At 70.6% G+C, this 25513-nt stretch carries 19 protein-coding genes; 7 read left to right on the forward strand and 12 right to left on the reverse strand.

What is annotated here, in order from left to right; all coding sequences use genetic code 11:
- Positions 1–60 precede the first annotated feature (60 nt).
- The 4 genes from WMF17_RS02545 to WMF17_RS02560 all read left to right on the forward strand — a co-directional run bounded on the left by WMF17_RS02545 (position 61) and on the right by WMF17_RS02560 (position 5376).
- Positions 61–1707 carry a fumarate hydratase gene (locus WMF17_RS02545; RefSeq protein WP_437647920.1) on the forward strand — a complete coding sequence of 549 codons (1647 nt, stop codon included), beginning with the start codon at positions 61–63 and terminating at the stop codon, positions 1705–1707.
- Positions 1708–2072: 365 nt separating this feature from the next.
- Positions 2073–2387 (forward strand): hypothetical protein, encoded by a 315-nt coding sequence (locus WMF17_RS02550; RefSeq protein WP_437600375.1) that lies wholly within the window; start codon positions 2073–2075, stop codon positions 2385–2387.
- A complete protein-coding gene (locus tag WMF17_RS02555) occupies positions 2387–3328 on the forward strand; it encodes an alpha/beta fold hydrolase (protein WP_437600376.1) in 942 nt (313 codons plus the stop codon). Before WMF17_RS02550 ends, WMF17_RS02555 begins: the two co-directional genes overlap by 1 nt.
- Before the next feature lie 398 nt (positions 3329–3726).
- Entirely contained in the window at positions 3727–5376 is a 1650-nt protein-coding gene (locus WMF17_RS02560; protein WP_437600377.1) for a protein kinase domain-containing protein, read from the forward strand.
- 131 nt (positions 5377–5507) lie between these two features.
- Here the strand turns inward: WMF17_RS02560 and WMF17_RS02565 are convergent, their stop codons facing one another.
- The 4 genes from WMF17_RS02565 to treS form a co-directional block, all read right to left on the reverse strand.
- The gene (locus WMF17_RS02565; protein WP_437647921.1) at positions 5508–6155 is read right to left on the reverse strand and encodes a superoxide dismutase family protein; all 648 of its coding nucleotides are present in this window, start codon (positions 6153–6155) and stop codon (positions 5508–5510) included.
- Between the two features lie 215 nt (positions 6156–6370).
- The gene (locus tag WMF17_RS02570) at positions 6371–6946 is read right to left on the reverse strand and encodes a hypothetical protein (RefSeq protein ID WP_437647923.1); all 576 of its coding nucleotides are present in this window, start codon (positions 6944–6946) and stop codon (positions 6371–6373) included.
- A 76-nt stretch (positions 6947–7022) separates the two neighbouring features.
- Positions 7023–7976 carry a hypothetical protein gene (locus tag WMF17_RS02575; RefSeq protein WP_437647925.1) on the reverse strand — a complete coding sequence of 318 codons (954 nt, stop codon included), beginning with the start codon at positions 7974–7976 and terminating at the stop codon, positions 7023–7025.
- 356 nt (positions 7977–8332) lie between these two features.
- The gene (gene treS, locus WMF17_RS02580) at positions 8333–11728 is read right to left on the reverse strand and encodes a maltose alpha-D-glucosyltransferase (protein WP_437600382.1); all 3396 of its coding nucleotides are present in this window, start codon (positions 11726–11728) and stop codon (positions 8333–8335) included.
- 420 nt (positions 11729–12148) lie between these two features.
- On the opposite strand from treS, the gene WMF17_RS02585 reads away from it, so the two are divergent.
- Both WMF17_RS02585 and WMF17_RS02590 read left to right on the forward strand, forming a co-directional pair.
- A complete protein-coding gene (locus WMF17_RS02585; protein WP_437647927.1) occupies positions 12149–12748 on the forward strand; it encodes a hypothetical protein in 600 nt (199 codons plus the stop codon).
- Positions 12749–12878: 130 nt separating this feature from the next.
- Positions 12879–14480 (forward strand): serine/threonine-protein kinase, encoded by a 1602-nt coding sequence (locus WMF17_RS02590; RefSeq protein ID WP_437600384.1) that lies wholly within the window; start codon positions 12879–12881, stop codon positions 14478–14480.
- Between the two features lie 26 nt (positions 14481–14506).
- On the opposite strand, the gene gspC is transcribed toward WMF17_RS02590, so the two are convergent.
- The 4 genes from gspC to WMF17_RS02610 all read right to left on the reverse strand — a co-directional run bounded on the left by gspC (position 14507) and on the right by WMF17_RS02610 (position 18582).
- Positions 14507–15442 (reverse strand): type II secretion system protein GspC, encoded by a 936-nt coding sequence (gene gspC, locus WMF17_RS02595; RefSeq protein ID WP_437600385.1) that lies wholly within the window; start codon positions 15440–15442, stop codon positions 14507–14509.
- 302 nt (positions 15443–15744) lie between these two features.
- Entirely contained in the window at positions 15745–17532 is a 1788-nt protein-coding gene (locus tag WMF17_RS02600) for a cytochrome b N-terminal domain-containing protein (protein ID WP_437600386.1), read from the reverse strand.
- Positions 17529–18116 (reverse strand): ubiquinol-cytochrome c reductase iron-sulfur subunit, encoded by a 588-nt coding sequence (locus tag WMF17_RS02605; RefSeq protein ID WP_437647929.1) that lies wholly within the window; start codon positions 18114–18116, stop codon positions 17529–17531. The genes WMF17_RS02600 and WMF17_RS02605 overlap by 4 nt, the downstream gene beginning before the upstream one ends.
- Before the next feature lie 229 nt (positions 18117–18345).
- Positions 18346–18582: a hypothetical protein gene (locus tag WMF17_RS02610; protein WP_437651496.1), complete on the reverse strand. Its 237-nt coding sequence runs from the start codon at positions 18580–18582 to the stop codon at positions 18346–18348.
- On the opposite strand from WMF17_RS02610, the gene WMF17_RS02615 reads away from it, so the two are divergent.
- The gene (locus tag WMF17_RS02615; RefSeq protein ID WP_437647931.1) at positions 18508–20724 is read left to right on the forward strand and encodes an autotransporter assembly complex protein TamA; all 2217 of its coding nucleotides are present in this window, start codon (positions 18508–18510) and stop codon (positions 20722–20724) included. The genes WMF17_RS02610 and WMF17_RS02615 overlap by 75 nt on opposite strands.
- A gap of 66 nt (positions 20725–20790) precedes the next feature.
- On the opposite strand, the gene WMF17_RS02620 is transcribed toward WMF17_RS02615, so the two are convergent.
- From WMF17_RS02620 to WMF17_RS02635, 4 genes are all read right to left on the reverse strand, one after another.
- Positions 20791–21144 carry a hypothetical protein gene (locus tag WMF17_RS02620; protein ID WP_437600389.1) on the reverse strand — a complete coding sequence of 118 codons (354 nt, stop codon included), beginning with the start codon at positions 21142–21144 and terminating at the stop codon, positions 20791–20793.
- A gap of 182 nt (positions 21145–21326) precedes the next feature.
- Positions 21327–23708, reverse strand: coding sequence for a (Fe-S)-binding protein (locus WMF17_RS02625; protein WP_437600390.1), 2382 nt, complete (start codon positions 23706–23708; stop codon positions 21327–21329).
- 226 nt (positions 23709–23934) lie between these two features.
- The gene (locus tag WMF17_RS02630) at positions 23935–24642 is read right to left on the reverse strand and encodes a hypothetical protein (RefSeq protein ID WP_437600391.1); all 708 of its coding nucleotides are present in this window, start codon (positions 24640–24642) and stop codon (positions 23935–23937) included.
- A 13-nt stretch (positions 24643–24655) separates the two neighbouring features.
- Complete coding sequence (locus WMF17_RS02635; RefSeq protein ID WP_437600393.1) at positions 24656–25492, reverse strand: TrmH family RNA methyltransferase; 837 nt, start codon at positions 25490–25492, stop codon at positions 24656–24658.
- Between the last annotated feature and the right edge of the window lie 21 nt (positions 25493–25513).

Genomic DNA, 25513 nt, shown 5'->3' on the forward strand with positions numbered 1-25513 from the left:
GGGCCGGAGCGATGCAAAGAGGGGAGACCCGCAGCCTCCCTGCCCCCGGAGACCCGAACGATGACCGATTTTCAGTACCAGGACATGCTGCCCCTCGGCCACGACGAGGCGCCTTACCGCCTCGTCAGCCGCGACCATGTCTCCACCTTCGAGGCCGCCGGCTCGACCTTCCTCAAGGTCGAGCCGGCGGGGCTCACGCTGCTCGCGCGCGAGGCCATGCGCGACATCGCCCACCTCCTCCGGCCCGGTCACCTCGCGCAGCTCGCGCGGATCCTCGGCGATCCCGAGGCCTCGTCGAACGATCGCTTCGTCGCCCTCGAGCTCCTCAAGAACGCGAGCATCGCCGCGGGGGGCGTGCTTCCGTCGTGCCAGGACACCGGCACGGCCATCATCATGGGCAAGAAGGGCCAGCTCGTCTTCACGGGCGGCGGCGACGAGGCGGCGATCGCGCGCGGCGTCTTCGAGACCTACCGCGCGCAGAACCTCCGCTATTCGCAGCTCGCGCCGCTCGACATGTACAAGGAGGTCAACACGAACGACAACCTCCCTGCGCAGATCGAGATCTTCGCGACGGACGGCGACGCCTACAAGCTCCTGTTCATGGCGAAGGGCGGCGGCTCCGCGAACAAGAGCTATCTTTACCAGGAGACCAAGGCGCTCCTGAACCCCGAGAGCCTGCTCTCCTTCGTCGAGGCCAAGATCCGCGCGCTCGGCACGGCGGCGTGCCCGCCGTACCACCTCGCCATCGTCGTCGGCGGCACCTCGGCCGAGCACACGCTCAAGGTCGCGAAGCTCGCCTCGGCGCGCTACCTCGACACGCTCCCGGCCGAGGGCAACGCGCGCGGGCGCGGCTTCCGCGATCGCGACCTCGAGCAGAAGGTCCTCGAGCTCGCGCAGCGGACGGGGATCGGCGCCCAGTTCGGGGGCAAGTACTTCTGTCATGACGTGCGGGTCATCCGCCTGCCGCGGCACGGCGCGTCGTGCCCGGTGGGCATCGCCGTCTCGTGCTCCGCGGACCGGCAGGCCCTCGGCAAGATCACGCGCGAGGGCATCTTCCTCGAGCAGCTCGAGGCCGATCCCGCGAAGTACCTGCCCGAGACCACGGACGCGGATCTGGGGGGCGAGGTCGTGAAGCTCGATCTCCGCCGCCCCATGCGCGAGATCCGCGCCGAGCTCTCGAAGTACCCGATCCGGACGCGGCTCTCGCTGACCGGGCCGATGATCGTCGCGCGCGACATCGCGCACGCCAAGATCAAGGAGCGCCTCGATCGCGGCGACGGCATGCCGAGCTACATGCAGGAGTTCATGGTCTACTACGCGGGGCCCGCGAAGACGCCGGCGGGCTATGCCTCCGGCTCGTTCGGGCCCACCACGGCCGGCCGGATGGACGCGTACGTCGATCTCTTCCAGGCGAGCGGCGGCAGCTACGTCATGCTCGCCAAGGGCAACCGCTCGCCCGCGGTCACCGCGGCGTGCAAGAAGCACGGCGGCTTCTACCTGGGCTCGATCGGCGGCCCGGCCGCGCGCCTCGCCAAGGACTGCATCAAGAAGGTCGAGGTGCTCGAGTACCCCGAGCTCGGCATGGAGGCGGTCTGGAAGATCGAGGTCGAGGATTTCCCCGCCTTCACCGTGGTCGACGACAAGGGCAACGATTTCTTCGCCGATATCAACAAGCCGACCGGCCGGAAGCTCGACGTCGCGGGCTGAGCTCCCGAGCCCGGGATCGCGGCCGGGCAGCGCTCCCTCGGCCTCCAGCGCCGGCGCGGCCCGGTCGCCCCCGCCTGCGCGCACCCGATCTTCCAGGATCTGGAGGCGCTCCGCGTCGGCGGAGCGGAAATAACGAGCTCGACTGACGATCACGTCCTCCGGATCGAACGCGGAGGGTCCCTGTTGCGTCCATTCGTGACGCGGCTCCTGATCTGCTGCCATGAACGGGGGTCGATCGAGGCAAAAGGTCACATTCGAGGCGTCTTTGCTCCTGTTCGGTCCGGTTTCGGCGCCACGAGCTTCCCGGGCGCTGCGGTCCGCGGGGGCACGGTCCGTGCTTCGACCTCGTGCGGAAGGAGCTGAGAATGACACTTCGACCTGATCGCACGGTGTCCCATGGCCCTGCAGATGCCGGGCACCACCGCTTCGAGGATCGGCACGGCGGTCCGGACGGGGCTCGCCATCACATGGACGGGGAGCGCCTGGAGCGGCTGGTGCGCGCTGCGCAGCAGGTCTCGGATCAGGCAGAGCGCGAAGCGCGCGACGAGCGCCGCGACGCTGGCCAGGGTGGACGGGCCGACGCTGGCGGCGTCGAGGCGCGGCCGGCTCCGAGGACCGCGAGCATCGCCGATCTCGAGCGCGCGGATGATGAGGGGATGCCCTCGCCGGAGGAGACGTGATGGGAGCGCGTGCGATGAGCCTCGATGGGGTCGTCGATCGGTTCGTGCCGAGCGCGCTTCGCAGGACGGAGCGCGCGCCCCTGGCCGGCGCGCTGGACGCGGAGGTCCGGCATGTCGACACGTGGAGCGCGGGGCGCCTCGCCTATTACGTGGACACGCGCGCAGCGGGGCGCCCTGTCGTGCTCGTTCACGGGGTCGACGCGGCCGCCTCGTCCAAGGAGATGGCTCCCCTGTTCGATGCGCTGCGCGGGAAGCGGCCTGTCTATGCGCTCGATCTCCCGGGATTCGGCCTCTCGGAGCGATCCGACCGCGCTTACGATCGCGAGCTCTACCGCGCCGCCGTGCGCCGCTTCCTCACGGACGTGGTGCGCGAGCCGGGCGGCGCCGACGTCATCGCGCTCTCCCTCTCCTCGGAGTTCGTCGCCGCCGTCGCCTGCGAGGAGATGAGCCTCGTCCACAGCCTCGTGCTCATCTCCCCGACGGGGCTCGGCCGCGAGGCGCCTGGCGCGAACGTCGTCCTCCGGGCCGTCTCGCACGTTCCCCCCGTCGCGGAGGCGCTCTATCGCGTGCTGGCGTCGCCGCCGAGCATTCGCTGGTTCCTGAAGAAGAGCTTCGTCGGCGCCCCGGATCCCGGCCTTGTCGACTACGCCATCCGCACCTCGAAGGAGCCTGGCGCCCACCGCGCCCCCCTCGCGTTCATCTCCGGCGCCCTGTTCACGGAGGGTGCCTTCCAGCGCCTTTATGCGCGTCTGCCCGTCCCCACCTTGATCGTCCACGATCAGGACCCGTATTCGCGCTTCGATCGTCTCGACGATCTCCAGCAGCAGAACACGCGTGTGGAGGTCGCTCGCGTCGCGCCCACGCGGGGTCTACCCCACTTCGAGCAGCTCGACGCCACGCTCGAGGTCGTGCGCAGGTTCTGGGCGCAGGACCCCTGGTAGACGCTCCTCGAAGAGCGACCAGGACAGCGCGGGGGCAGCTCCGCGCAGGGCGGACGTCGACGTCTCGCTGAGCCCCGGGCTCGCGGCGAACGACGACCTGCCGGTGTACATGACACCGTTGCCGGACGACTGGGAGGTGGGGCGGGCGCTCCGTGTGCGCGGTCACATACGAACCGGCCCACTTCGGGCCAGTTCGTTAGGATCATGACATTCGTTGGCTTGGCGGCGTTTTCCCTCAGCCTGCGATGGAGCGCTGCGCAAGAACGGCACGGTGTGACGGCCGGACGATGGAGCGGCGCGGCACGCGTCCGGGAGGTGCGCGGCGTGTTTCCAAAACATAAAAGTCTTTGCAAACTTCCGGTCAACGGGGTAATTAAGCTCTTATAGCGGGGGATGTCGTGAATGCAGGCGGCCAAACCATCTCGACGAACCAGCAAGCGAGCAGCAGCTTGCTTGGTCGATACCGCCTGATTGCAAAATTAGGCCGCGGTGGAATGGCGGATGTGTTCCTCGCCGTCTCCCGCGGGCCTGGGTCGTTCAACAAGCTTGTTGTTGTGAAGTGCCTCCGCGTCGGGATGGCGGAGGACCCGCGCTACGTCCTGATGTTCCTGGACGAGGCCAAGCTCTCGGCCCGGCTCAATCACCCGAACGTCGTTCAGACCTACGAGATCGGGGGCGAGAGCGGCGGGTACTTCATCGTGATGGAGTACCTCGAGGGGCAGCCGCTCAAGGACATCGTGAGGGCGGTGGTCAGCGGCTGTCCCGGCGCCGCGAGCTTCACCCGCGCGGCGTGGGTCAGGGTCATCGCCGAGGCGCTGCGCGGGCTGCATTACGCGCATGAGCTCACGGATTTCGACGGCGACCTGATCGGCGTCGTGCACCGCGACGTCTCGCCGCACAACATCTTCGTCACGTACGACGGCGCGGTAAAGATCGTTGATTTCGGCGTTGCGAAGGCGTCCCTGAACGCGGCGCACACCGAGAATGGAACGTTCAAGGGCAAGATGGCGTACGCCGCGCCCGAGCAGGCGATGGCGAGCGCGGATGTCGACCGGCGGGCCGATCTCTTCGCGATCGGCATCGTGCTCTGGGAGCTCCTGGCGATGCGGCGGCTGTTCGACGGCGATCATGTCGCCGTCATGCACCAGCTGCTCTCGCGGGACATCCCCCGGCTCTCCACCGTCGTGCCGGACATCGCCCCGGAGCTCGAAGAGATCGTGGCGCGGGCGCTCCAGCGGGACCCGGCGCGACGATTCGCCACCGCGCAGGAGATGGGCGACGCGCTGGAGAGCTACCTGCGGGCCTCTGGCGAGGACATCCGGACGGAGCAGCTCGGCGCGCACGTGCTCGAGATGTTCGCGGAGAGCAGGGCGCTCGTGCGCCAGCAGGTCACCACGCAGTTCGAGTACCTGAGCTCGCTGGACGTCACGGGCGACATCCAGCGCACCTCGATGCTCGGCGAGTTCCCGCGCGCCTCGATGGTCATGGGGATGAACCGCTCCATGTGGCCCTCCGCGACCGCGGCGGGGCTGCCCGTCCTCAGCGATCACAGCAGCCCCGTGAACTACCAGCACGAGCCTGTGGCCGTCGATCCCGACAGCCTGGGCGCGACGGTGGGGCGCGTCTCGTCCTGGCGGCAGCGCGGCTATCTCGCCTCCGCGCTCGGCATGGCGGCGTTGCTGACCGCCGGCACCGTCGCGCTGCTCCTCGAGAGGCAGGTGGTGCCGGTCGAGACGGCCTCGTCAGACCGGCCTCTTGTCGATTCGAGGGCCGAGCAGGTGGTCGAACCGAACGTGGCGAAGGCCAAGGTCACGATCCGGAGCGAGCCCGCGGACGCGAACGTGAGCTGGAACGGGAGCATGCTCGGCAAGACGCCGCTCAGCGTCGAGCTGCCGCAGGGAATGCAGGTCGTCGTGGTGTCCAGGTCCGGCTGGTTCGACGAATCGATCTTTCTGCAGCTCTCTGCGTCGGACGTCATCGAGCGCACCGTCTCCCTCCGGCGTCAGGAGGTCACGGTGATGCCCAGGAGAGACTCCGAGTCTCGCTAGCTGGCCGCGGCCGAGTCCCGCGCTCGTCTCGTTTACGTACGGCGCGAGCGGCCCCGAGCCCAGGGAGAGCGCGCCGGCCGGGGGGCCGATACGCCCCCCGGAGGGCCCGGACAGGCGAGCTCCGCGGAGGGTTACTCCTGCTCGATGAGGCCGCAGCCGATGCGGCCGCCGGCGGCCGGGTCTGCCGCGGCGTGCACGACGATCGCGTACTTCGTCACGTCGGTGTCCGCGTCGTCGCCGACGGTCCAGAGGTCGGTCCCGCGCTTGACCGTCTGCGTGCCCTGGCCGCTCGCGTCGCACATGAAGCTGCCGAGTCCTTCGCCGTTGGGCACCCAGTGGGCGCCCGCATCATCACCGTTGCTGCCGCAGCTCTTGTTCTCGTGGATGTGAGCGGAGTGCTCGCCGGCAGGGCAGCCTGACAGCGTGATGGTGAGCGTCACCTCCTCTCCGGTCTGCGTGAAGACCGCGGTCCCGGTCAGGTCGCTCGAGTTCAACCCCTGGATCTCCGCCTCGGCCCGCAGGGGCGCGCCGCCGCCGCTCCCGCCGTCGCCGCCGCCGCTCCCGCCGTCGCCGCCGCCGCTCCCGCCGTCGCCGCCGCCGCTCCCGCCGTCGCCGCCGCTCCCCGACGCGGAAGTGCTCGTCGAGGCGTCGCCGCCACCCGCGCCGGTCGTGGACGACGTGCTGCTGGTGCCAGCGGCCGATTCGCCGTCATCCCCGCACGCGGTCAAGAGAGCGCTCGCGCCAAGCGCGAGCAACGAGAGCTTCAACCACCGTGACATAAGTCTCCTTTCCTCGGCGCGACCCGAGCGGGCAGGCAGTTGCCCCCCCGGACGCGACAAGCCATCGAGGGCACGAGTATGTCCTAACATGGCGAGCGTCCAAGCAGCTCCGTCATAAAAATCGTGCATCGATCGCCCATCCGATGACGAAATTGCGCCGATCATAGAAAGATGTGGCCCGGCCGCCCTGCTCCGGCGCTCCGGCGCGCGGTGGGCTATCCAGCCCCGAGCGCCCGCGTGGAGGAGACCGCCCTGGCAGCGAGACGATCCACTTCTCGACCGAGCCAAGCGAGAAAACCCTCGTTCCAGGGAGGGCCCTCTGGCCAGCCTGCACGGATGCGATCGGCGAGCTCGAGATCCCAGCTCCCGTAGAGGTCCACGAGAGCGTCATGGGCCCTGCGGCCGGCCAGCGCTTCAGGGGCCCCGCGAAGCTCGCCCCCGTGCGCGAAGGCGTCGTCGCAGACATAATAATTGCACGTCGCCGCGCGCCGCTGCGGCGGGATGGTGCAGCCCTCGGCACCGTGGAAAGCGCACCTCTTCGGCAGCGGGTGGCCGTCGCTGCCCTGGGGCTCGACGCGCAGGATGAGCAGGCCGCGCCGGCCGGGGCGCAGGGTGCCTGCGGTCATCTGATCGAGCAGCCAGCCTGCGCCGCCGAGCGACACGATCCTCCCGATGTCCGACCACTCGACCCCCGGCGGGCTGGCGCAGCAGCCGGTCGGCCCCTGCGGGCAGGCGCCGCACAAGGTCGAGTGCAACCGCGTATGCGCACCTGCCAGCTCCAGCCGGATCATCGCTTCACCAGCGCTCGAGGATAACGGCGCATCCCGCTTCGTCCAGCGCGCCGGCGCGCTCAGCGGAGGACCGGGATCACCACACCCCGCTGAGCGTCATGCCGCTGGCCGACGCGGTGATCTCGGCGCGCGGGTGCGTGAAGAGCGCAAACCCGAGCGTGCCGGCGGCCAGCACGCCGCCCGTGATGAAGCTGGCGGCGCCGAGCTCGCGCGCCGTGAACATGGTGTTCTCGTACCGGGCGGCCCGCTTGCACTCCGGCGCGATGAGGCGAAGACAGTTGTTGCCGCCGACGCTGCGCGCGGTCTCGTTCCGGCTCATCTCCGCGTCGTGCGCCACGACCATCAGCCCGCCGCCGAGCGCCAGGAAGAGCGTCGAGGCCGCGGCGCCCCCGAGGATGAGGCCGGTCCGCAGCCCGGAAGCCGGCGGCGAGCTCGCGAGCGCAGGGCCCCTCGTCGGCGTGGGCCTGAGCGCCGGAGCCGTCACATCGAGCCGTACGTCGCGGAGCTCCCCGCGGCGAACATCGACGTCGACCCGGACGGCGGCGCCGTTCAGCGTTGCCACGACGGCGTGGCGCCCCGGGTTGACGGGAATCGTCTTGTCGCGCTCGACCGAGACCTGCTCGCCGTCGATGGTGCAGGTAGCCCCGGCAGGGACGACGATGCGGAGCTCGCCGACGAGCTGACGCGCGCGCGCCAGGTCGAAGATCCGCGATTCGTAGAGGTCGCGCTCCTCCGGCGTGCTCGGCAGCCGCATGATCTCCTTGCAGAGCGACAGCCAGCGCACAGCGGCGGGCGCGTCACCGATCCGGTAGGCGAGCGCCCCGATATTGCAGGCGGCGACCTGCGAGCGCTCCAGTTTCCAGATCGCCTCCCAGAGCTCCCGCGACTCGGCGAAACGACCCTCCGCCTGCGCGGCGTTCGCCTGCGCACGCAAGCGGGTCACCGCGTCATTTCCGGGCTCGGCGTGAACATTGGATGAGAAAATTAGAAGAGCGGCGGCAATGCGCAGTCCCAAGCCGAGTTGCGACATCGTGCTCACTGGGTAGGACCTCCTGGCCCGAGGTTCAGGTCAACCGCGCTCCTGGGGCTGTCCGTCGGCCGCGCAGGCTGGCAGCCTAGCAGAGACAGCCGCCGCACGACTCGACTCTTCGCCTGTCGAGCGGGCCAATCGCTCCACACCAAAGCACCTTCGCCTGTCGAGCCCCGGTGCGAGCGCCGCCGGATACGTCCTCGCGGCGCGACGCGGGCGGGCTCGGGCACCGAGCAGCACCGCGCGCCTCCGTCAGGTCGCCGCGGGCGCTGTACGTCGGGCGCGCGCTCGGCAGGGCGCGCCCGATGCGTTCTGACCGGCTGAACGGAGAGGAAGAGGAGAGGGCAGGCGTTGAATTACACCTTGGGTGTAATCAGTTGCTCCAGCCCGCGCAGCGGGATGTCCAGCCAGTCGGGCCGATTGTTGAGCTCGTAGCCGACCTCGTAGATGCACTTTTCGAGCATGTAGAAGTCGAGCAGGAGCACCGTGTCGGCGTCGCTCGCGGGCACGAACGGCGCCGAGTCGTCGGTCCGCGCCTCTGAAGCGGCCTGCGCGCGCGCGATCGTGTCCAGGTAGCCCGCGAGGTAGCTCGCGGAGACCCAGGCCACCCAGGCGTCGGTCCACGGCTTGAGCACGGCGACGTCCTCCGGCCGGATGCGGCTGTCCCGGAGCGCCGAGGCTCCGGCGTAGTTGAACGAGCGCAGCATCCCCGACACGTCCCGGAGCGGGCACCGCTTGTAGCGGCGCTCGCTGAGCGGCCTCGCCGGCTCGCCCTCGAAATCGATCAGGATGAAGTCGTCGCCCGTCGAGAGCACCTGGCCGAGGTGGAAATCGCCGTGCGAGCGGATGCGGGTGACGTTGAACTTCCGCGACAGGACCTGCTGGAGCTTCGCGTTGATCTCGGCCTCGCGCGCGAGCAGCGCCGCCGCGGGCTCGCGCACGTTCTCGGGGAGCATGCGCTCGCGCTTCCGGATCAGGGTGAAGGTGCGCGAGAGCATGCCGTGCGCCGACTGGAACAGCGACTGCTGGTGCAGCGTCGTGAACGGCTGCTGCCCGAACGCAGGATCCTTGCTCGCCTTCCCGAGCGTGAGGTGAAGCTGCGCGGTGCGCTCGCCGAGCAGCCGCATCCGCACGAGATCGGTGCCCATCAGCTGGTTCACCACGGGGGGAGGCGTCGCGCGCGACGCGTCGATGAGCGTGCCGGCCGGCATGGGCGGCGCGCTCCCCTTCACCGACTCCTCGTCGGCGAGCACCCGCTCGAAGAAGCGGTTCAGCGACTCGAGCGTGGTCTTCCACGCGTCGCTCTGGCTCTGCACGAACTCCTGCAGCATCGCCACCGTGGTCGTCTCGCGACCGCGGCCCTGGTACTCGATCGCCCCGGCGAGCCGCGCCGTCGCGGGGAACTGCTGGTCCGTCAGGAACCTGCCGATCTCGAGCTCCGGGTTGATGCCCTCCTCGACCTGCCGGAAGATCTTGAGGAGCAGCTTGTCGCCGTAAATGATGGTCGTGTTGCTCTGCTCGCTCTCGGCGATGCGCGCCGTGAGCTCTCCCTCCGCGCCGAGCGCATCGAGCGTCGTCCCGAGCGGCAGGGCATGGAGCTCGCCGGCGGCGCCCGTCGCGACGCCCCGCGCCCGGATCGCAGTGAGGATCAGCGCGGCGAACTCCGGGGTGGTCAGCGCGTCGTACAGGACGCCCTCGGGCGACGCCGCGCTCTCCGGGTCCGGATCGCGCACCGTGACGTCCGCGATCACCGCGTGGCGCGTGCGCGTCGCGAGCGCCCGCGCCTGATCGCCCGTGGCGAAGCCGATCGGCACGACGTACGTCTCCGGCGAGCCGTCCGTGTACTCGATGCGCACCAGCAGGAGGTAGTGCTCCGCCGCCGTCTGCTCGTTGCGCACGATCGGGACGACGTCCGCGAGCGCCGTGGCGCGCCGGGTGCGCGCCTTGCCGCGGAACCAGCGACGTGCCGCGATGAACTTCCCGAGCGCAGGCTCGAGCGCCCTGCGCCCGTCGGAGGAGAGGAGCGCCCGCCACGAGCCCTTCGTCGAGATCGCGGGCACCGCCTGGCTCTCGCCCGCGGAGGCCACCGGCGTCGCGGGCTCCAGCGCGAACCAGAAGAAGTCATGCGGCCCGAGCGAGAGGGAGTAGCCGCGGCCCGTGATCTCCGGGAAGCGGCTCCTGCCGAACAGCTCGACAGGCACCATGCCCTCGAAGCGCGCGAGATCGAGCTCGACGTGCTGCGCGTACCGCGACAGGTTCGCCACGATGAGCAGCCGCTCGTCCCCGTGCGCGCGGATGAACGCGAGCACCTTGCTGTTGTCCGGGTGCAGGAACTCGATCGTGCCGCGGCCAAGCACCTTGTGCTGCTTGCGCAGGGTCATGAGCCGCTTCATCCACCAGAGGAGCGAGGCGGGGTTCTGCTGCTGCGCCTCGACGTTGATCGCCTCGTAGTGGTACTCGGGGTCGATGATGATCGGCAGGTAGAGCTTCTGCGGGTTCGCCCGGGAGAAGCCGGCGTTCCGATCCGCGCTCCACTGCATCGGTGTGCGCACGCCGTCGCGGTCGCCGAGATAGATGTTGTCGCCCATCCCGATCTCGTCGCCGTAATAGAGGACGGGCGTCCCCGGCAGCGAGAAGAGCAGCCCGTTCATCAGCTCGATCCTGCGCCGCGTCTTCATGAGCGGGGCGAGCCGCCGCCGGATGCCCAGGTTGATCCGCGCCGTGTGCTCCTGCGCGTAGACGCGGTACATGTAGTCCCGGTCCTCGTCGGTCACCATCTCGAGCGTCAGCTCGTCGTGGTTCCGGAGGAACGTCGCCCACTGGCAGGTCTCGTGGACCACGGGCGTCTGCTTCAGGATGTTGACGATCGGGAAGCTGTCCTCGAGCTCCACCGCCATGAACATCCTGGGCATCAGCGGGAAGTGGAAGTTCATGTGGCACTCGTCGCCGTCGCCGAAGTACGCCGCGGCGTCGGCGGGCCACTGGTTGGCCTCGGCGAGGAGCATGCGATCGGCGAAGTTCGCGTCGATGTGGCGCCGGACCTTCCGCAGGAACTCGTGCGTCTCCGGCAGGTTCTCGCAGTTCGTCCCCTCGCGCTCGTAGAGGTACGGCACGGCGTCGAGCCGCAGCCCGTCGACGCCCATCTCCAGCCAGAAATCGATCACCTTGAACACGGCGGCGTGCACGTCCGGGTTCTCGAAGTTGAGGTCGGGCTGGTGGGAGTAGAAGCGGTGCCAGTAATAGGCGTTGGCCACCGGATCCCAGGCCCAGTTCGACGTCTCGAAGTCCTTGAAGATGATCCGGGCGTCCTTGTAGCGGTGGGGCGTGTCGCTCCACACATAGAAGTCGCGCCAGCGCGAGCCCTTGGGCGAGGTCCGCGCCCGCTGGAACCACTCATGCTCGTTCGATGTGTGGTTCAGGACGAGCTCGGTGATGACGCGGATGTCGCGGCGGTGCGCCTCGCGCAGGAGGCGGGCGAAATCGCGCCGGGTCCCATAAGACGGGTTGATGTTGGCGTAGTCCGCGATGTCGTATCCGCCGTCGCGCAGCGGCGAGGGGTAAAAAGGCAGGAGCCAGATCGCGGTGACGCCGAGGTCTTGAAGGTAGTCGAGCTTGTCGACGAGCCCCTCGAAGTCGCCGATGCCGTCGGCGTTCGAGTCGCTGAACGCGCGGACGTGGACCTCGTAGATGATCGCGTCCTTGTACCAGAGGGCGCTGCCTTCGGCGGGCGGGGGCTTTTGATCCTGGCTCATGGCTGCTCCGACGGATGCGCGTTAATCCGCGCGACGACGCCGGGCGCTCAGGACACAGCGGTACGGGCCTGATGCGGCGTGAGCACGCCGCCCGGGCCAGAGTAGGCCAGGAGGGCAAGGCACGCTGCGGAGGTCCACCACTGGGCGCGCACTACCGTCCCACGCAGGTGACGCAGAACACGTGTATAGGTTAACTACTTGGAATTGCAAGACCGCGCAGGCCCGACCTCGGATAGCACGCCACGCGCGGGGCGCAAAGCGGCGCGGCGACAGCGGACGCGCAGCGCTGCGCGGCGCCGTTCGCTGTCGAGGTCGCTGCTTCGTGAGCTCGACCCACACGTCGAACCGCAGCCGGTGTAAGAAGCGCCGGCACCTCGTTCTGTGATCGGGCGAGCTCATGCCCATCGAAGGAGCATTCTCATGATGCGTGTCTTCCAGGTACTCCCGCTCTCCCTCGCAGCGCTCGGAGCGCTCGCGTGCTCGTCGACCCCGGAGCCGACGATCGACCCGAGCAACCCGTGCCCGCCGGGTCAGTGGTGCGCCTCGGCGATGCCGACCACGACCGCGACGGCGGTGCCCACGACCACTGCGGTCGCGCCCGCGGGCTCCGTCGCCACGCCGATCCCGCCGGTCGCCGCGGTGGCCGCGACGCCGATCCTGCAGGGGATGGGCACGACGGAGGCCCCGGGCATGAAGGCGGACGGCGGGCCGTTCGCGGGGCAGTTCCAGGAGGGCCAGACGCTCGAGCAGGACATCAACATCTCGGCCGGCAAGTGCTACACGGTCGTCGGCATCGGCATCGGCGTCCAGGAGCTCGACATCCAGCTCGTGTCGCAGCCGGCGCCCGCGCTCCCGCCCGTCGTCCTCGCGCAAGACAGCACCACCGGCGCCGCGGCGACGCTCGGCGGCAAGGCCTCGGGCTGCTGGAAGAACCCGCTGCCGCTCGGCGGACCGGGCAAGGTGATCCTCAGGGCGACGAAGGGCGCCGGGCTCGCGGCCGCGCAGGTCTTCTCCAAGTAACGCCGCCGCGCGGGCGGGGAGGGCGAGCCGGCGGAGCGTGCGGCGAGGGCGCCGCTCTGCTCTTCCATATCCCGCCGCCTGCGTGCTCCCCCAATGCAGGCGGACGCGGCCGTGCGCCGCGCGCGACGTCATGAGCGAGACCGTATTTCTCGGCCCCGACGCCAGCAGGACCTGCGCGAGGTCGCGCTGGGACTGGCTGGCGCCGCGGCTCCCCCCGGACCTCGAGCAGGAGGCGGTGAGGCGCGTCGCGTGGATGTCGCTGTGCACGCTCCTCGTGGGCGCCTTCGGCTTCATCGTGTCCGAGCTCATCCCGGGCCTCGAGCTCGGCCCTCACCCGATCCGCTTCGCGGTCTACCTGCCGTTCATGCTCTTCTCGGCGGCGCTCTTCGTCGCCGCGCGGCGTCGGCTGCTCTCGCCGTCGTGGATCGTCGATCTCTCGTTCGCCTACAAGATCCTGGGCGCCGCCTCGATCGCGGTCGTCACCAGCGCGCAGCCGTGGCCAGAGGGGCCGATGCTGCCGGGCTGGTCGCCGGTGGCCGTCTGGGTGCTGATGTTCCCGATCATCGTCCCGGCCCCGAGCGTGCGCACGCTGCTCACCTCGACGATGGCGATCCTCACCGAGCCGGCGTGCCTCTGGGTGCTCGTCCGGTCGGACTTCATGGAGGTGCCCTCGCGCGAGGCGATGTTCCGGCGCTTCTTCCCGAGCGTCATCGCGCTGGCGCTCTCCATGTTCGTGTCGCGCGTGGTCTTCGGGCTGGGGCGCAAGCTCGACGCGGCGCGGGAGCTCGGCAGTTACCGCCTCGTCGAGCGGCTCGGCGGCGGCGGTATGGGCGAGGTGTGGCGGGCGAAGCACCGGATGCTCGCGCGCCCCGCGGCCGTGAAGCTGATCCGCCCGGAGGCGTTCCAGGGCGAGGCGGCGAGCAGCGGCAACGCGAAGGCGCGGTTCGAGCGCGAGGCGCAGGCGACCGCAGCGCTCCGGTCGCCGCACACGATCGACATCTTCGACTTCGGCGTCGCCCACGACGGATCGTTCTACTACGTGATGGAGCTGCTCGACGGCATGGACCTCGACACCCTCGTCAAGCTGGACGGCCCGCAGCCGCCCGCGCGGGTGGTCCACCTGCTCCGGCAGGTCTGCCATTCGCTCCACGAGGCGCACAAGGCCTTCCTGGTGCACCGCGACATCAAGCCCGCCAACCTCTTCCTGTGCCGCTACGGCGCGGATCTCGATTTCATGAAGGTGCTCGACTTCGGGCTGGTGGCCGAGCGCAGGAAGGACGCGGCCCCCTCCACGCTGACCGCGGACAACGCGATCACCGGGACGCCTGCCTTCATGGCCCCGGAGGTGGTGCTCGGCGATCGCCCGGTCGACGGCCGGACCGACATCTACGCGCTCGGGTGCGTCGCCTACTGGCTGCTCACGGGCGCCCTCGTGTTCGAGGCCGAGACCGCGATGAAGACGGTGCTGCTCCACGCGACGGAGGTGCCCGTCGCGCCGTCGAAGCGCGCGGCGCGCCCGATCCCGCCGGCGCTCGATCGCCTCGTGCTCGACTGCCTCGAGAAGGATCCGGCGAGGCGGCCGCAGTCGGCGCGCGAGCTGTCCGAGCGGCTCGCCGCGCTCCGCATGGACGCCGAATGGACCGAGCGGCACGCGGGGGCGTGGTGGGAGTCTGTCGCGCCGCCGTCGCTGGCGGGCCGGGCGGCCAAGGCGGCCGTCGACGCCTTCGGCTGAGCCCCGCGAGCGCCGGGCCAAGGTCGTCAGCGGATGTTGAAGTCGACGGTCATCAGCTGGCCGCCGCGCTCGATCGCGACGGACAGGTGGTCCGCGGTCCGGAGCCGCGCGTAGGCCTCCAGCGCCTTCTGCGGATCGGTGATGTCGAAGCCGTTGATCGACCTCAGCGAGTCTCCGCTCTCCAGCCCGAGCGACTCGAGCAGCGAGCCCCGCTTGATCCGGAGCTTCAGCCCGACGACCCGGCCCCCTTGCCTCTCCGGGATCACCCGGGCGGAGCGCATGAGGAGCGCCTGCTGCTCGAGGATCTGGTCGACCGCCGCCCGGTCGACGTGGACCTCCGTGGCGCTCACCCGCCGGATGCGGGCGGCGATCTCCGGGGGGATCGAGCTCATGCCGTCCTCGCTCCCGACCGGCCTCGCCTGAGGCCGCGGCGGCGGCGGTTCCGGCGCCTTCTCGCGCGCGCTCTTCCCGAGCTGCAGCTGGCAGCGCGCGCCGCCCGCGACGATCCAGACGCGGTCCCAGGCGATGCGCGCGAGCGTGCCGCCCGGCGCGTCGCCGCCGAGCCGCCGGAGCTGCGTCCGCCCGTCGGGGCCCTCGATCGCCGCGAACGACCACGCGTCGTCCTGCGAGGCCGCGATGAGCACCACGCGTCCGGCATCGCAGAGCGGATCGCTCCACGGATCGCCGCCCGCCTCGGGCGTGCGCTCCTCGGGAGCGCCGCCCGGCGGCGGGAGGAGCGGCCCCGTCGTCGAGTCGAACGGGTTGCGCTGCAGGATCGGGTCGGCGTTCGTGGCGTGGAGATCGTCGCGCTGCGCGCGGCGTTCGACCTGCGGCAGGGAAGCCATCCTGGAGGCTCTGTCCGGGATGATCGTCCTCCCGAGCAGGTGCGAGACCGCCGCTGCCTGAAAATAGGCTGCGGACGCGATCAGCGTGCCCGCGATCCACGGGAAGTGATGCTTCACAGCCGCATCCAGGTCCACGGATCCTGCTCTTTCTGGGCTCGCGCGCGCCGCCGCCGGGGCGAGCGCCGCGCGCACGCAGGTGTGGAGGCGACCGTGCACGATGCCGCCACCGGCTCCCCCTCTCGGGACGCAGAGCACCGCGCGTGCCGGCGCGCCGCGACACCGCAGCGCGCGCGATCACCGGCCAGAGCGCGCCTTGACCCGAACGGATCGGCGCGCTCCGGCGAGCGCCGCGCCGGCGTTCATCGAGAGAGCGTGTAGGGAGGGAGGTCTGGGACGGCGCTAGCCCGCGAGCGGATCGCTCAGGGCTTCGTCTCGGGCGCGCTGGCGGCGGCCGCGGGCTCGCCGCGGCCGCGGCGGTGAACCCAGGCGGCGAGGACCTTCCGGTCGTTCGCGGAGATCTTCTCCTCGAACGCCGGCATGTGGCCCTCCAGATCCTTGGACATCGCCGCCGGCGGGTAGGCCTTGCCGCTGCCGGGGTTCGTGATCTGCGCCTCGATCCACGCGACCGAGGCCCAGCCCCGGAGCTCGGGCGCGGCCGACTCCTCGTCGTCGGTCTTGCCGTCGAGCCGGTGGCAGCTCGTGCACCGCTGCCGGACCAGCGTCTCTCCCGGCGTCCCGGCGCTCGGCTCCCCGCGCGCCTGCGCCTCCAGGAACGCCGCGATCGTCTCCTGGTCGGCCGCGCTCATCGGCGTGAACATCTTCGCCGCCTCGGGATCCGCGGGCGGCTTGACCATCGACGGCATCATCTCCTTGAACGCCGTCTTGCCGAAGAGGTGATCGGCGTCGGGGTCCCTCAGCACCTCGAGCGCCCAGGCCTTCGTCCCGAACCCGGTGAGGTCCGGCGCCGTCTGCTTGTCCTTGGGCGGCCCGAGATCGTTCAGCCGGTGGCAGCTCGCGCACTCCTTCTTGTAGAGGTCCTCGCCGCGGATCTCGGGATCGTTGCGGAGCATCGCGAGCGCGCCTTCGGGCGGGACGCCCTGCTTGAACAGCGCCATCGCGCGCGCGGTCCGCTGGGCGTTCTGCGCCTGCGAGCGCTGGAAGCCCTCGTCCTTCGCGTCGGACGCGTACGACTTCGCCAGGAAGCCCACGGCCCCGAGGCCGATCAGGAACAGCGGCGCGAGCGCCGGCAGCCGCGCGCGGAGCGGGCCGGGCTTCCTGTCGATGAACGGGAGCAGGGCGAGGTACAGCCCGATCACCCCCGGCAGGCCGACCGTCGCGATGAGCTCCAGCGAGCCGGGGAAGAACTTGCGCAGCTCGAAGAGCGGGCGGAAGTACCACGCCGGGCGGGCGTTGTAGTCGCTGACCGGGTCCGCGGGCGCCTCGAGGGGGGCGCCGTGCTCGATGGCCGCGAGATCGAAGAGGACGACGAGCACGACCGCGCCGGCCAGGAGGATCATGCCGAGCTGCTTCGGGTAGAACCGGTCCGCCTTCGTGAGGTTGGCGCCGTGGGGCGCGCCGAAGCCGTGCTTGCGGAACAGCGCGAAGCTCGCGGCGAGCAGCAGGGCCGTGACCGCCGGCAGCACGAAGACGTGCAGGGTGTAGAGCCGCGTCAGCGTCATGTGGCCGAGCGAGCTGCCGCCGACGACGAGCTCCTGCGTGAGCGGCCCGACGACGGGGACCGCGCCCATGATGCCCGTCTCGACGCGCGTCCCCCAGTAGCCGTCCTGGTCCCACGGGAGCGGGTTGCCCGTGAAGGCGAAGCCGAGGATCACCCCGAGCAGGCCGAGCTTCAGGAACCAGCCGACCTCGCGCGGGGCGCGGTACGCCCCGTGGATCGCGATCTGCGCCACGTGGACCGCGATCAGGATGACGAGCGCCTGCGCTCCGAAGTAGTGGAGGCCCCGGATGAGCCACCCGGCGCGCAGGGTGAAGTTGATGTGCGCGACGCTCGCCCACGCCGTGGTCGCGCTCGGCGCGTAGGCCGACATGAGCAGCGCGCCCGTGACGGCCTCGACGAGCAGCAGCAGCGCGAGCGCGCCTCCCCAGACGTAGCCGATGCGCGCGCCGCCGGGGATGGGCTCGTCGAGCAGGCGACGGAGCGGCTCGCGGTACCCGATGCGCTCGTTCAGCCAATCGCCGAGGCTCATCCTGCGATCTCCTCGAGCGCGGCGGTCCCGTCACGGTAGCGCCGGTAGTCCACCTCGACCCAGCCGTCCACGACGCGCGTCGCGAGCGGATCCATCGGGCGCGGGGACGGCCCCGTCTCCGGCGCCCCCGACAGGGCGAAGCGCGACGAGTGGCACGGGCAGTTGAAGCTCTTCTTGTCGCCGTGGAGCTCGATCCCGCAGCCGAGATGGGGGCACGTGGCGCTCAACGCGCGGATCTTCTCGCCCTCCCGGATGATCCAGATCGCGCCGAGCATCTGGTCCTTCGCGACCGTGAAGGCGTCGCGCTCCTCGCCGATCACCTTGAGGCGCCGCGGCTCGTCCGGCGGCAGATCCGCGAGGCGCCCGACCCGGACCCAGCGCTCGCGCCCGCCCGCCGAGCCGGCGTTGCCAGCGGCGGGACCGGCGATGAAGCTCGCTGCCGGCACGGCGATCGCGCCGGCATAGGCCAGGCCGCCGAGCGCCACCAGCGCCTTCAGGGCGCCGCGCCGCTCCTCGGGGGGCGGACCTCCGAAGGGCGCGCCTGCGCTCGCGGGCACCCCGTGAGCCCCAGGTTCGTTCGGCAATCCATATCCCGGGTACCCAGCGGCACCAGGTTCCTTTTGCGTCGGCTCTGCCATCTCGTAGGCTCTCCCTCGCTCGCGCCGCTCTCCGAAGGCCCACTCAGACTCGGAGCGGGACTCCGGCGGCCGAAGCGGACGGCAGCATATCGAAAATACAGGCGTAACGTTGAATCCTCGCCATCGCGCCCACCGAGGCGATCGCATCGCCGCCGGCTCAACCGAAAGTTCTCTTTCAGGTGTTCAGGTCCCGCTGGCTCGGTTCGTCGCCGCAGCGCTCACGATGTGCGCGGCGCTCGGGGTTTCCGCCTGTGCCGCTTCGCGTCAGCCGCCGGCGTGCACGCGTCCCGATCTCAGCGGCTGCGCCATCGAGGAGGTCTCCTTCGACGGTGACGAGGTGATCAGCGGCGACGAACTCGCCGGGCGGATCGCGACGGCCGAGAGCTCGCATCTGCTCGGCGGCGTGCTCCAACCCGTGCCAATCCTGAGCATCTGGGACGCGCTCACGGTCGAGTACGAGCGCTTCGATCGGTTCGTCCTCGAGCGGGACCTGGCCCGCATCGAGCGGTACTACCGGGCGCGCGGGTTCTACAACGCGCGGGCCCGCGCGGCGCGGGTGCAGCGCACCGGCGGCCCCGGCAAGGAGGGGCGCGTGCGGGTGCGCATCGTCGTCTCCGAGGGACAGCCGGTGAAGATCGCGTCGGTGGACCTCCAGTGGCGGGACTGGACCCTGGAGAAGGGCAAGGACGTCGCCCGGCCGGTGACCGAGGCGAAGGGCCGGCTCCGGATCGGCGAGCGCCTGGACGAGGACGAGTACGAGGAGCTGAAGAAGACGCTGCTCCGGGTCCTCACGGATCGCGGCTTTGCCTACGCGACCGTCGAGGGGCACGTCGACGTCGACCTCGTGAAGAACGAGGCGCGGGTCCGCTACACGATCGAGCTCGGCCCCGAGAGCACGTTCGGCGAGGTCAAGCTCGAGGGGCTCGGCGAGCTGCCGGAGGCGCCCGTCAGGACGGCGATCGGCATCGAGGAGGGCGAGCGTTTCTCTACCGCGGCTCTGGCGGACGCGGAGCAGGCGCTGGCCGACTTCGGCGTGTTCGGCGCCGTTGCCGTGAAGCCCGAGCTCGCGCCCCCCGGGCAGCCGAGGAACCCGGTCGTCCCCGTGACGTTCTCCGTGGAGCCGGCCGCGCTGCGCGCCGTGAAGCTCGGCGGCGGCGCCGAGGTCGGCTCGCGCGTCGAGGCGCACCTCGTCGCCGGGTGGGAGGATCGCAACTTCCTCGGCGGCTTGCGGCGCTTCAACATCGAGGCCCGGCCGGGGCTGGTCTTCTATCCGGTGGAGTTCGCGAACCTGTTCGGCAAGGAGCTCGGGGACACGTTCCGCCTCCTGCCGGAGATCCAGCTGCGGTCCGAGCTCCGCCAGCCGGGGGCGTTCGAGCGGCGCACGGCCGCGGTGCTGCGCGGCTCGTTCAAGCTCTATTGCCCGCAGACCGGTGAGTTTTGCACCAAGCCTGGCCAGAAAGCCGCCACGGGCGAGGGGGAGTCAGGAAGTGCTTCAAATCCTCCTCAGGAGCCCTCGGACCACGCGATCGTCGGCTACCGCGAGTACGTCGGTTCCATCGGCCTCGAGCGGCCCTTCCTGAAATCGGACCTGAACGCGGCCCTCCTCTACAACGTTCAGCTGAACAGTCCGTTCACCTACAACCCGGCACCGTTGCCCCCGGGTTTCGGGACCCTCTTCATTCCTTACCTCCAGGCGCTCGTGTCCTATGACCGCCGTCTGAACCGGGCGGGGAAGCCCGACCGGCTCACCCCCCATCACGGCTACTACGTCGCGCTGGACACGCAGCTGGCCGGTTATCTCGGGTTCGACACCGCGCTGGCGAAGGCCGTGGTGGGCGAGCAGGACGAGAGCAACAAGCGGTTTCACTCCGCGCGCGACATCCGCTTCCAGCCCGAGTTTCGCGCCTACCTCCCCGTCTCGAGGCGATGGATCCTCGGCTTCCGCCTGATGACCGGGTGGCTGTTCACGGGCGACTACGGCGACGCCTCCCTGGATCCAGCCGCGTGCGACGCCCTCGGGGGCGAAGCCAGGAACACGTGCCAGAGAGAGGTGGGGGCCGACCTGCAGCTGATGCAGTTCCGCGGGTTCTTCAGCGGCGGCGCGACAAGCAACCGCGGATACGGGTACAACGAGGTCGGCCCGCACGCCCGCGTGCCGAGCCTGACAGCCGATGAGAACGCGAACGCCGAGGACGCCCCCCTGGTCCCCATCGGGGGCAGGCTGCTCTGGGAGGCGAGCCTCGAGCTCCGGATACCGCTCGGCAAGAGCTTCGGCACCGTGATCTTCGCCGACGCGAGCGACGTCACCCGGGAGCACCGGCTGTTCCGCCCGGACGCGCAGCGCCTGCACCTCTCGACGGGCGTCGGGCTGCGCTACACAACGCCCGTCGGCCCGCTGCGCTTCGATGTCGGCTACCGCGTCCCGTGCATGCAGGTGCTCGGCGTCTGCGATGAGACCCAGGCAGATGGCTGGCCCGACGACGAGAGGCGTCCGGGCAAGCTGTTCGATGTGCTGCCCGTCGCCGTGAACCTGGCGATCGGCGAGGCGTTCTGATGTCCAGGGTTCCGCCCGGCGGGCGGCGGCGCGGCCCGCGCCTGACGGCGGGCCGCGGAAGCAGGCTCAGCCCTCTTCTTCCTCGACGTTCCAGGCGGACAGCGCGGTCATCCCGATGGCGACGGCGCAGCCGCCGCACAGGGCGGGCTCCTCGATCCGGAGCTCATCGCCGCGCGACCACACGTAGAGGCCGCGCCCGGCGGGCTCTCCCTCGATGGCCGCGTCGCACACGTCGCAGCGGAGCTCGGTGGCGCCCGAGGCTGCTTGACGCGCGCGCAGCGCGCTGTCGGCGACCGCGTCGACCGAGATGCAGATCGGATGAGTCAATGTCCCCGTGAGCCGGTACTCCGCGTTTGCGGTTCCCTCCGGCGTAGGGCGGGGGTCCAGGTTCGCGGTCCCCTTCAGAGCACCTTCAATCACATCCACCTCCGGCGGCACGGCCGAATCTAGCTCAGGCCGAGACGGGACGCACGAGAAGGCTGCGCCTGATCCTCGTCAGGGGTGTTCCAGGGCGCAAATGTAGGCGAGTACGCGGAACCGTGCGCCGCGGAGCCCCGCGGCGCGGCGGCTCCGCGTGCGTTCGCAACGGAATATGGAGGGGATCAGACGCTGGCGGACGCGACCGTCTGGGAACCGGCGGCCTCCTGGGAGGCGGCGTGGCTGCCGGCCGAGCGATCGAGGGCGCAGCTCTCCTCGAGCAGCTCGACAACGTCGAGCTGGCGGATCGACTCCTCCTTGGACTGATCCTTGAGGCCGTCGGTGATCATCGTCTGGCAGAACGGGCAGGCGGTCGCGATCGTCTTCGCCTCGGTCTGGAGCAGCTGCAGCGTCCGCTTGACGTTCATGCGGTCCTTGTTCTGCTCCTCCATCCACATCTGCGCGCCGCCGGCGCCGCAGCAGAGCCCCTTCTGCCGGTTCCACCCCTCGGCCTCGACGAGCTGCAGGCCGGGGATGCGCTTCAGGATGTCGCGCGGCTGCTCGTACACGTCGTTGTAGCGGCCGAGGTAGCAGGAGTCGTGGAAGACCACCTTCCCCTCGACCGGCTTCCTCGGGACGAGCTTCTTCTCGGCGACCAGGCCGAGCAAGAAGTCCGTGTGGTGCACGACCTCGAATTTCGCGCCGAAGTCCGGGTACTCGTTGGCGAGCGTGTTGAAGCAGTGGGGGCAGGTCGTGATGATCTTCCGGATGCCGCCCTGCTCCTTGTAGCCGTTCAGGGTCGCGGCGTTCTGCTCGGCCAGCATCGCGAAGAGGTACTCGTTGCCCGCGCGGCGCGCCGGATCGCCGGTGCAGGTCTCCTCCTGGCCGAGGATCGCGAAGTCGACGCCGGCCGCCTTCAGGAGCCTGGCGGTCGCGCGCGCGATCTTCTTCGCGCGGTCGTCGTAGCTCGCCGCGCAGCCGACCCAGTAGAGCACGGGCGCCTGCGGCTTCTCGGCCAGGGTCGGGATCTCGAGCCCCTCGGCCCAGTTGCCGCGGTCGATGCGCGCGAGGTTCCACGGGTTGCCGTTGACCTCCATCGCGTTGAACGGATTCCCGAGCTCGGCCGGGAACTCGCCCTTCACGAGGACCAGGTGGCGGCGCATGGAGACGATCTTGTCGACGTAGCTGATCATCACCGGGCACTGCTCCTCGCAGGCCCGGCACGTCGTGCAGGCCCAGAGCACGTCCGGGTGGACGACGTTCGCCACGAGGTCGACCGGTTTGTACACCGCCTCCGGGACCGGGACCGGGTTCTCCGGCGCCGCCTGCTCCGCGTGCCCGGCGCCTTCCTGCGCCTCCGCTCCCTGGCCTTCCTGCGCCGCTGCGCCGTCGCCGGCTTGCCCGTTCGCCTGGGTCGCGTGGCCGTCGCCGGCGAGGCCCCTCGGGCCGCCCGGCCGGTTGATGAACTCGCTCTCCCGGCCGTACAGGTGATCGCGCAGGTCGAGCGTGAGCTGCTTCGGGCTCAGGATCTTGCCCGTCTTGTGGGCCGGGCAGTTGTCGCTGCAGCGGCCGCACTCGGTGCACGTGTAGAAGTCGAGGATCGCCTTCCAGGTGAAGTCCTCGATGCGTCCGATGCCGACCGGCGCGGCCTTCTCGGGCTCCTCGGCGGCCTTCATGACCATCTCGCCGATCGCCTCGGCGTTGCCCGCGACGAGCGGCAGCCGGCCGCGCGGGTCGAGGGCGCGCGTGAAGACGTTCGGGATCGACGTGATGATGTGGAAGTGCTTCGAGTGCGGGAGCAGGTTCATGAACACGAGCACCAGCGTGACGTGCGTCCAGAACCCGATGTGCGCGAGGACGACGAGGGTCCCCGGGCCCGCGCCGCCCAGGAGCACGGCGAACAGCGAGCCCGCCGGGGCGGGGAACAGGTGCCAGCGGAGCGCCGCCGGGTCCGCGGGGACGCCCGCGAACGGGGCGGTCACCGTGGCGATGCGCTCGCAGAGCGTCGCGTCGTCGGGGCCGCACGCCGCCGTGAACCCGCGGTGGTGCAGCGCCAGCGCGGCGCCGTCATAGAGCATGTCGGCCACCATCATGGTGACGATGATGCCGAGGATGAGCAGCCCCTCGCCGGACAGGGTCATGCGCCGCTCGCGCTTGATCGCCCGGTAGTAGATGAACACGAGCGCGCCGGCGACGACCAGCGTGGCCATGACGTCCTTCACGAACTCGTAGATGCCGCCGAGCGGCACCGCGCCGATGCCCGGCAGCCGCACCGGAGCATGCCCCAGGATCCAGAAGTCGAACGCCGGATCGAAGCCGCGCCCCCACAGGATCGTCGTGCGGAGCAGGAGAACCAGGAATCCAAAGAAGATGAGCTTATGCGCCAGCCCGGCGAGCGGGTAGTAACCCATCTTTCGCTGGCGGAAGGCATACTCCCAGGTGCCTTTGAGACGCTCGGCGAGCCGGTCGAGCCGGTCGTCCTCCCCGCGCCCGACCTTGAGGAGCTGCCAACGCCGGTTGGCGCTCCACGCAAAGGCCGCGAAGAGGCCGACGAGCAATGTGAGCATCCAAATGGGATTCATTCGCGGGACGTCTCCGGGTGTAAAATGGCCACATCTTTTAAGGTGGGGGGATGGTGGACGTCAACCGCGCGGCGGCGGTGAAGAGCGCGGAGCGTTGTCGCTGGATGCCTTTCCTGCAAGGGCGGATACGCCGGTGCGCGATCGCATCGCGGGTCGCGTCGCGCTTTGGCCGGGAGGCGCGGCGGTGCGCCTCGCGCGCCCCGTCAGCGGCTCAGAGCGTGAACTCGACGCTCTTCTCCTCGCTCGCGGGGGAGGGAGACAGGTCGAGCGCCATGCTGTACGAGCGCTGGCCGACCCGCGCGCTCAGGCGGACGCGGATGGGCGCCGTCGCGTCGTTCAGCTTGTCGAGCCGCACGACGACGCGGTAGCGGCCCCGGGCCGGCTCGCCCTCGGTGAGGAAGACGTTTTCCACGTTCTGCTCCTGGCACTCACCGCTCACGCGCGGGCAGTCGCGATCCTTCATCAGGCCGCTCGCCGTCGGCTCCCCGACGCGGGCGAGCTCTCCCGACGGGTCGTAGACGTTGAGATCGACGTCGGCGTCGGCCTCTTCCCAGGCGATCGTGAACTGGAGGATCCCGGTGTGGAGCCCGCACCCCTCGTCGATCACGCCGTTGCAGTTGTTGTCGCGGGCGTCGAAGCAGAGCTCGACCCCCGTCGGCGTGCAGGCCATCTCGAGCCCGACGCCCTCGGGGACCCGGAGGTCCTTCGGCTCGAGGGGCGGCCTGGGCGGGGGCGGCGGCACCTCGATGCAGCCGGCGAGGGGCAGGGCGACGAGCGGGGCGACGAGCGCCGCGCGCAGCGCGCCGCCGAGCGCCGCGCGCGCGACGGCGAGGCGCGCGAGGAGGCCGCGGGGGGCTGGCGGGCGCGGGACGGCGCCGCGGGCGTGGCGCTCGCGCCGCGGAGGACCGGGGCTTCGCATGGGGTGCTGCATGCTACCCGCCTTCCGGCTCCTTCGGGGCGCCGGCGCCGCGCTCTTCGCGCGCGGGCCCCGCGGGCGGCGTCCGCGCCTTGGGGCCGCGCGGCTTCGGGGGAGGGGGCGGCGCTCCTCCGAGCGGCACGGGCAGGTGCATGCCCCGCGCGGCGAGGATCTCCGCCGCGTGGGCGACGGTGAGCACCAGCGCGCGGGCGTAGAGCCTGATCTGGGTCGGCTCGGGCAGATCGCCCGGCCGGCCGTGCGTCGCGTGCTCGAGCAGGATCGCCGCGGTGACGCTCACGTTGAGGCTCTCCGCGAAGCCCCGCATCGGGACGCGCACGGCGCGGGCGCACGCGGCGGCCAGATCGGGGCGGATCCCGTCGCGCTCGTTGCCGAGCACCAGCGCGAGGCGGGGGATGCCCGCGAGATCGCGCGGGGTCAGCTCGCCGTCCGGGTGCGTCGCGACGAGCTCGTGCCCCGAGGCGCGGAGCGCGGCGATCGCGGCCTCGGTGGTCGCGTGCGTGCGCACGTCGACCCAGCGCTCGGAGCCGCGCGAGACGGTGTTCGAGACGAGGAACGGCTCGGCCCGCTCGATGATGTGCAGCCGCTGCAAGCCGAACGCGTCGCACGAGCGGAGCACGGCGGCCCCGTTGTGCGGGTCGTGCGGCGCGTCCATGGTCACGGTGACCGCGTCGAGGCGCGACGCGATCACCCCGCGCAGCCGGGCCCTGCGCTCGTCCGTGACGAACTCCTCGAGAATGCGGGCGATGGCGGCGGCGTCGAGGGCATCGAGCGCGGCGAGCAGCCTTCGCTGCTCCTGCGCGACGAACGAGCAATTGGGGGTCGAGCGGCGCATGGACGGTTCGGGGCGCCTCTA

The sequence above is a fragment of the Sorangium sp. So ce362 genome (genome assembly GCF_051519845.1).
Taxonomy (GTDB): domain Bacteria; phylum Myxococcota_A; class Polyangia; order Polyangiales; family Polyangiaceae; genus Sorangium.

Coding starts and splice junctions, on each gene's coding strand:
- treS (WP_437600382.1), bottom strand. CDS start 11,728: ATGAGCCAGGATCAAAAGCCCCCGCCCGCCGAAGGCAGCGCCCTCTGG.
- WMF17_RS02555 (WP_437600376.1), top strand. CDS start 2,387: ATGGGAGCGCGTGCGATGAGCCTCGATGGGGTCGTCGATCGGTTCGTG.
- WMF17_RS02585 (WP_437647927.1), top strand. CDS start 12,149: ATGATGCGTGTCTTCCAGGTACTCCCGCTCTCCCTCGCAGCGCTCGGA.
- WMF17_RS02550 (WP_437600375.1), top strand. CDS start 2,073: ATGACACTTCGACCTGATCGCACGGTGTCCCATGGCCCTGCAGATGCC.
- WMF17_RS02590 (WP_437600384.1), top strand. CDS start 12,879: ATGAGCGAGACCGTATTTCTCGGCCCCGACGCCAGCAGGACCTGCGCG.
- WMF17_RS02600 (WP_437600386.1), bottom strand. CDS start 17,532: ATGAGCCTCGGCGATTGGCTGAACGAGCGCATCGGGTACCGCGAGCCG.
- WMF17_RS02565 (WP_437647921.1), bottom strand. CDS start 6,155: ATGTCACGGTGGTTGAAGCTCTCGTTGCTCGCGCTTGGCGCGAGCGCT.
- WMF17_RS02575 (WP_437647925.1), bottom strand. CDS start 7,976: ATGTCGCAACTCGGCTTGGGACTGCGCATTGCCGCCGCTCTTCTAATT.
- WMF17_RS02625 (WP_437600390.1), bottom strand. CDS start 23,708: ATGCTCACATTGCTCGTCGGCCTCTTCGCGGCCTTTGCGTGGAGCGCC.
- WMF17_RS02570 (WP_437647923.1), bottom strand. CDS start 6,946: ATGATCCGGCTGGAGCTGGCAGGTGCGCATACGCGGTTGCACTCGACC.
- WMF17_RS02630 (WP_437600391.1), bottom strand. CDS start 24,642: ATGCGAAGCCCCGGTCCTCCGCGGCGCGAGCGCCACGCCCGCGGCGCC.
- WMF17_RS02545 (WP_437647920.1), top strand. CDS start 61: ATGACCGATTTTCAGTACCAGGACATGCTGCCCCTCGGCCACGACGAG.
- WMF17_RS02635 (WP_437600393.1), bottom strand. CDS start 25,492: ATGCGCCGCTCGACCCCCAATTGCTCGTTCGTCGCGCAGGAGCAGCGA.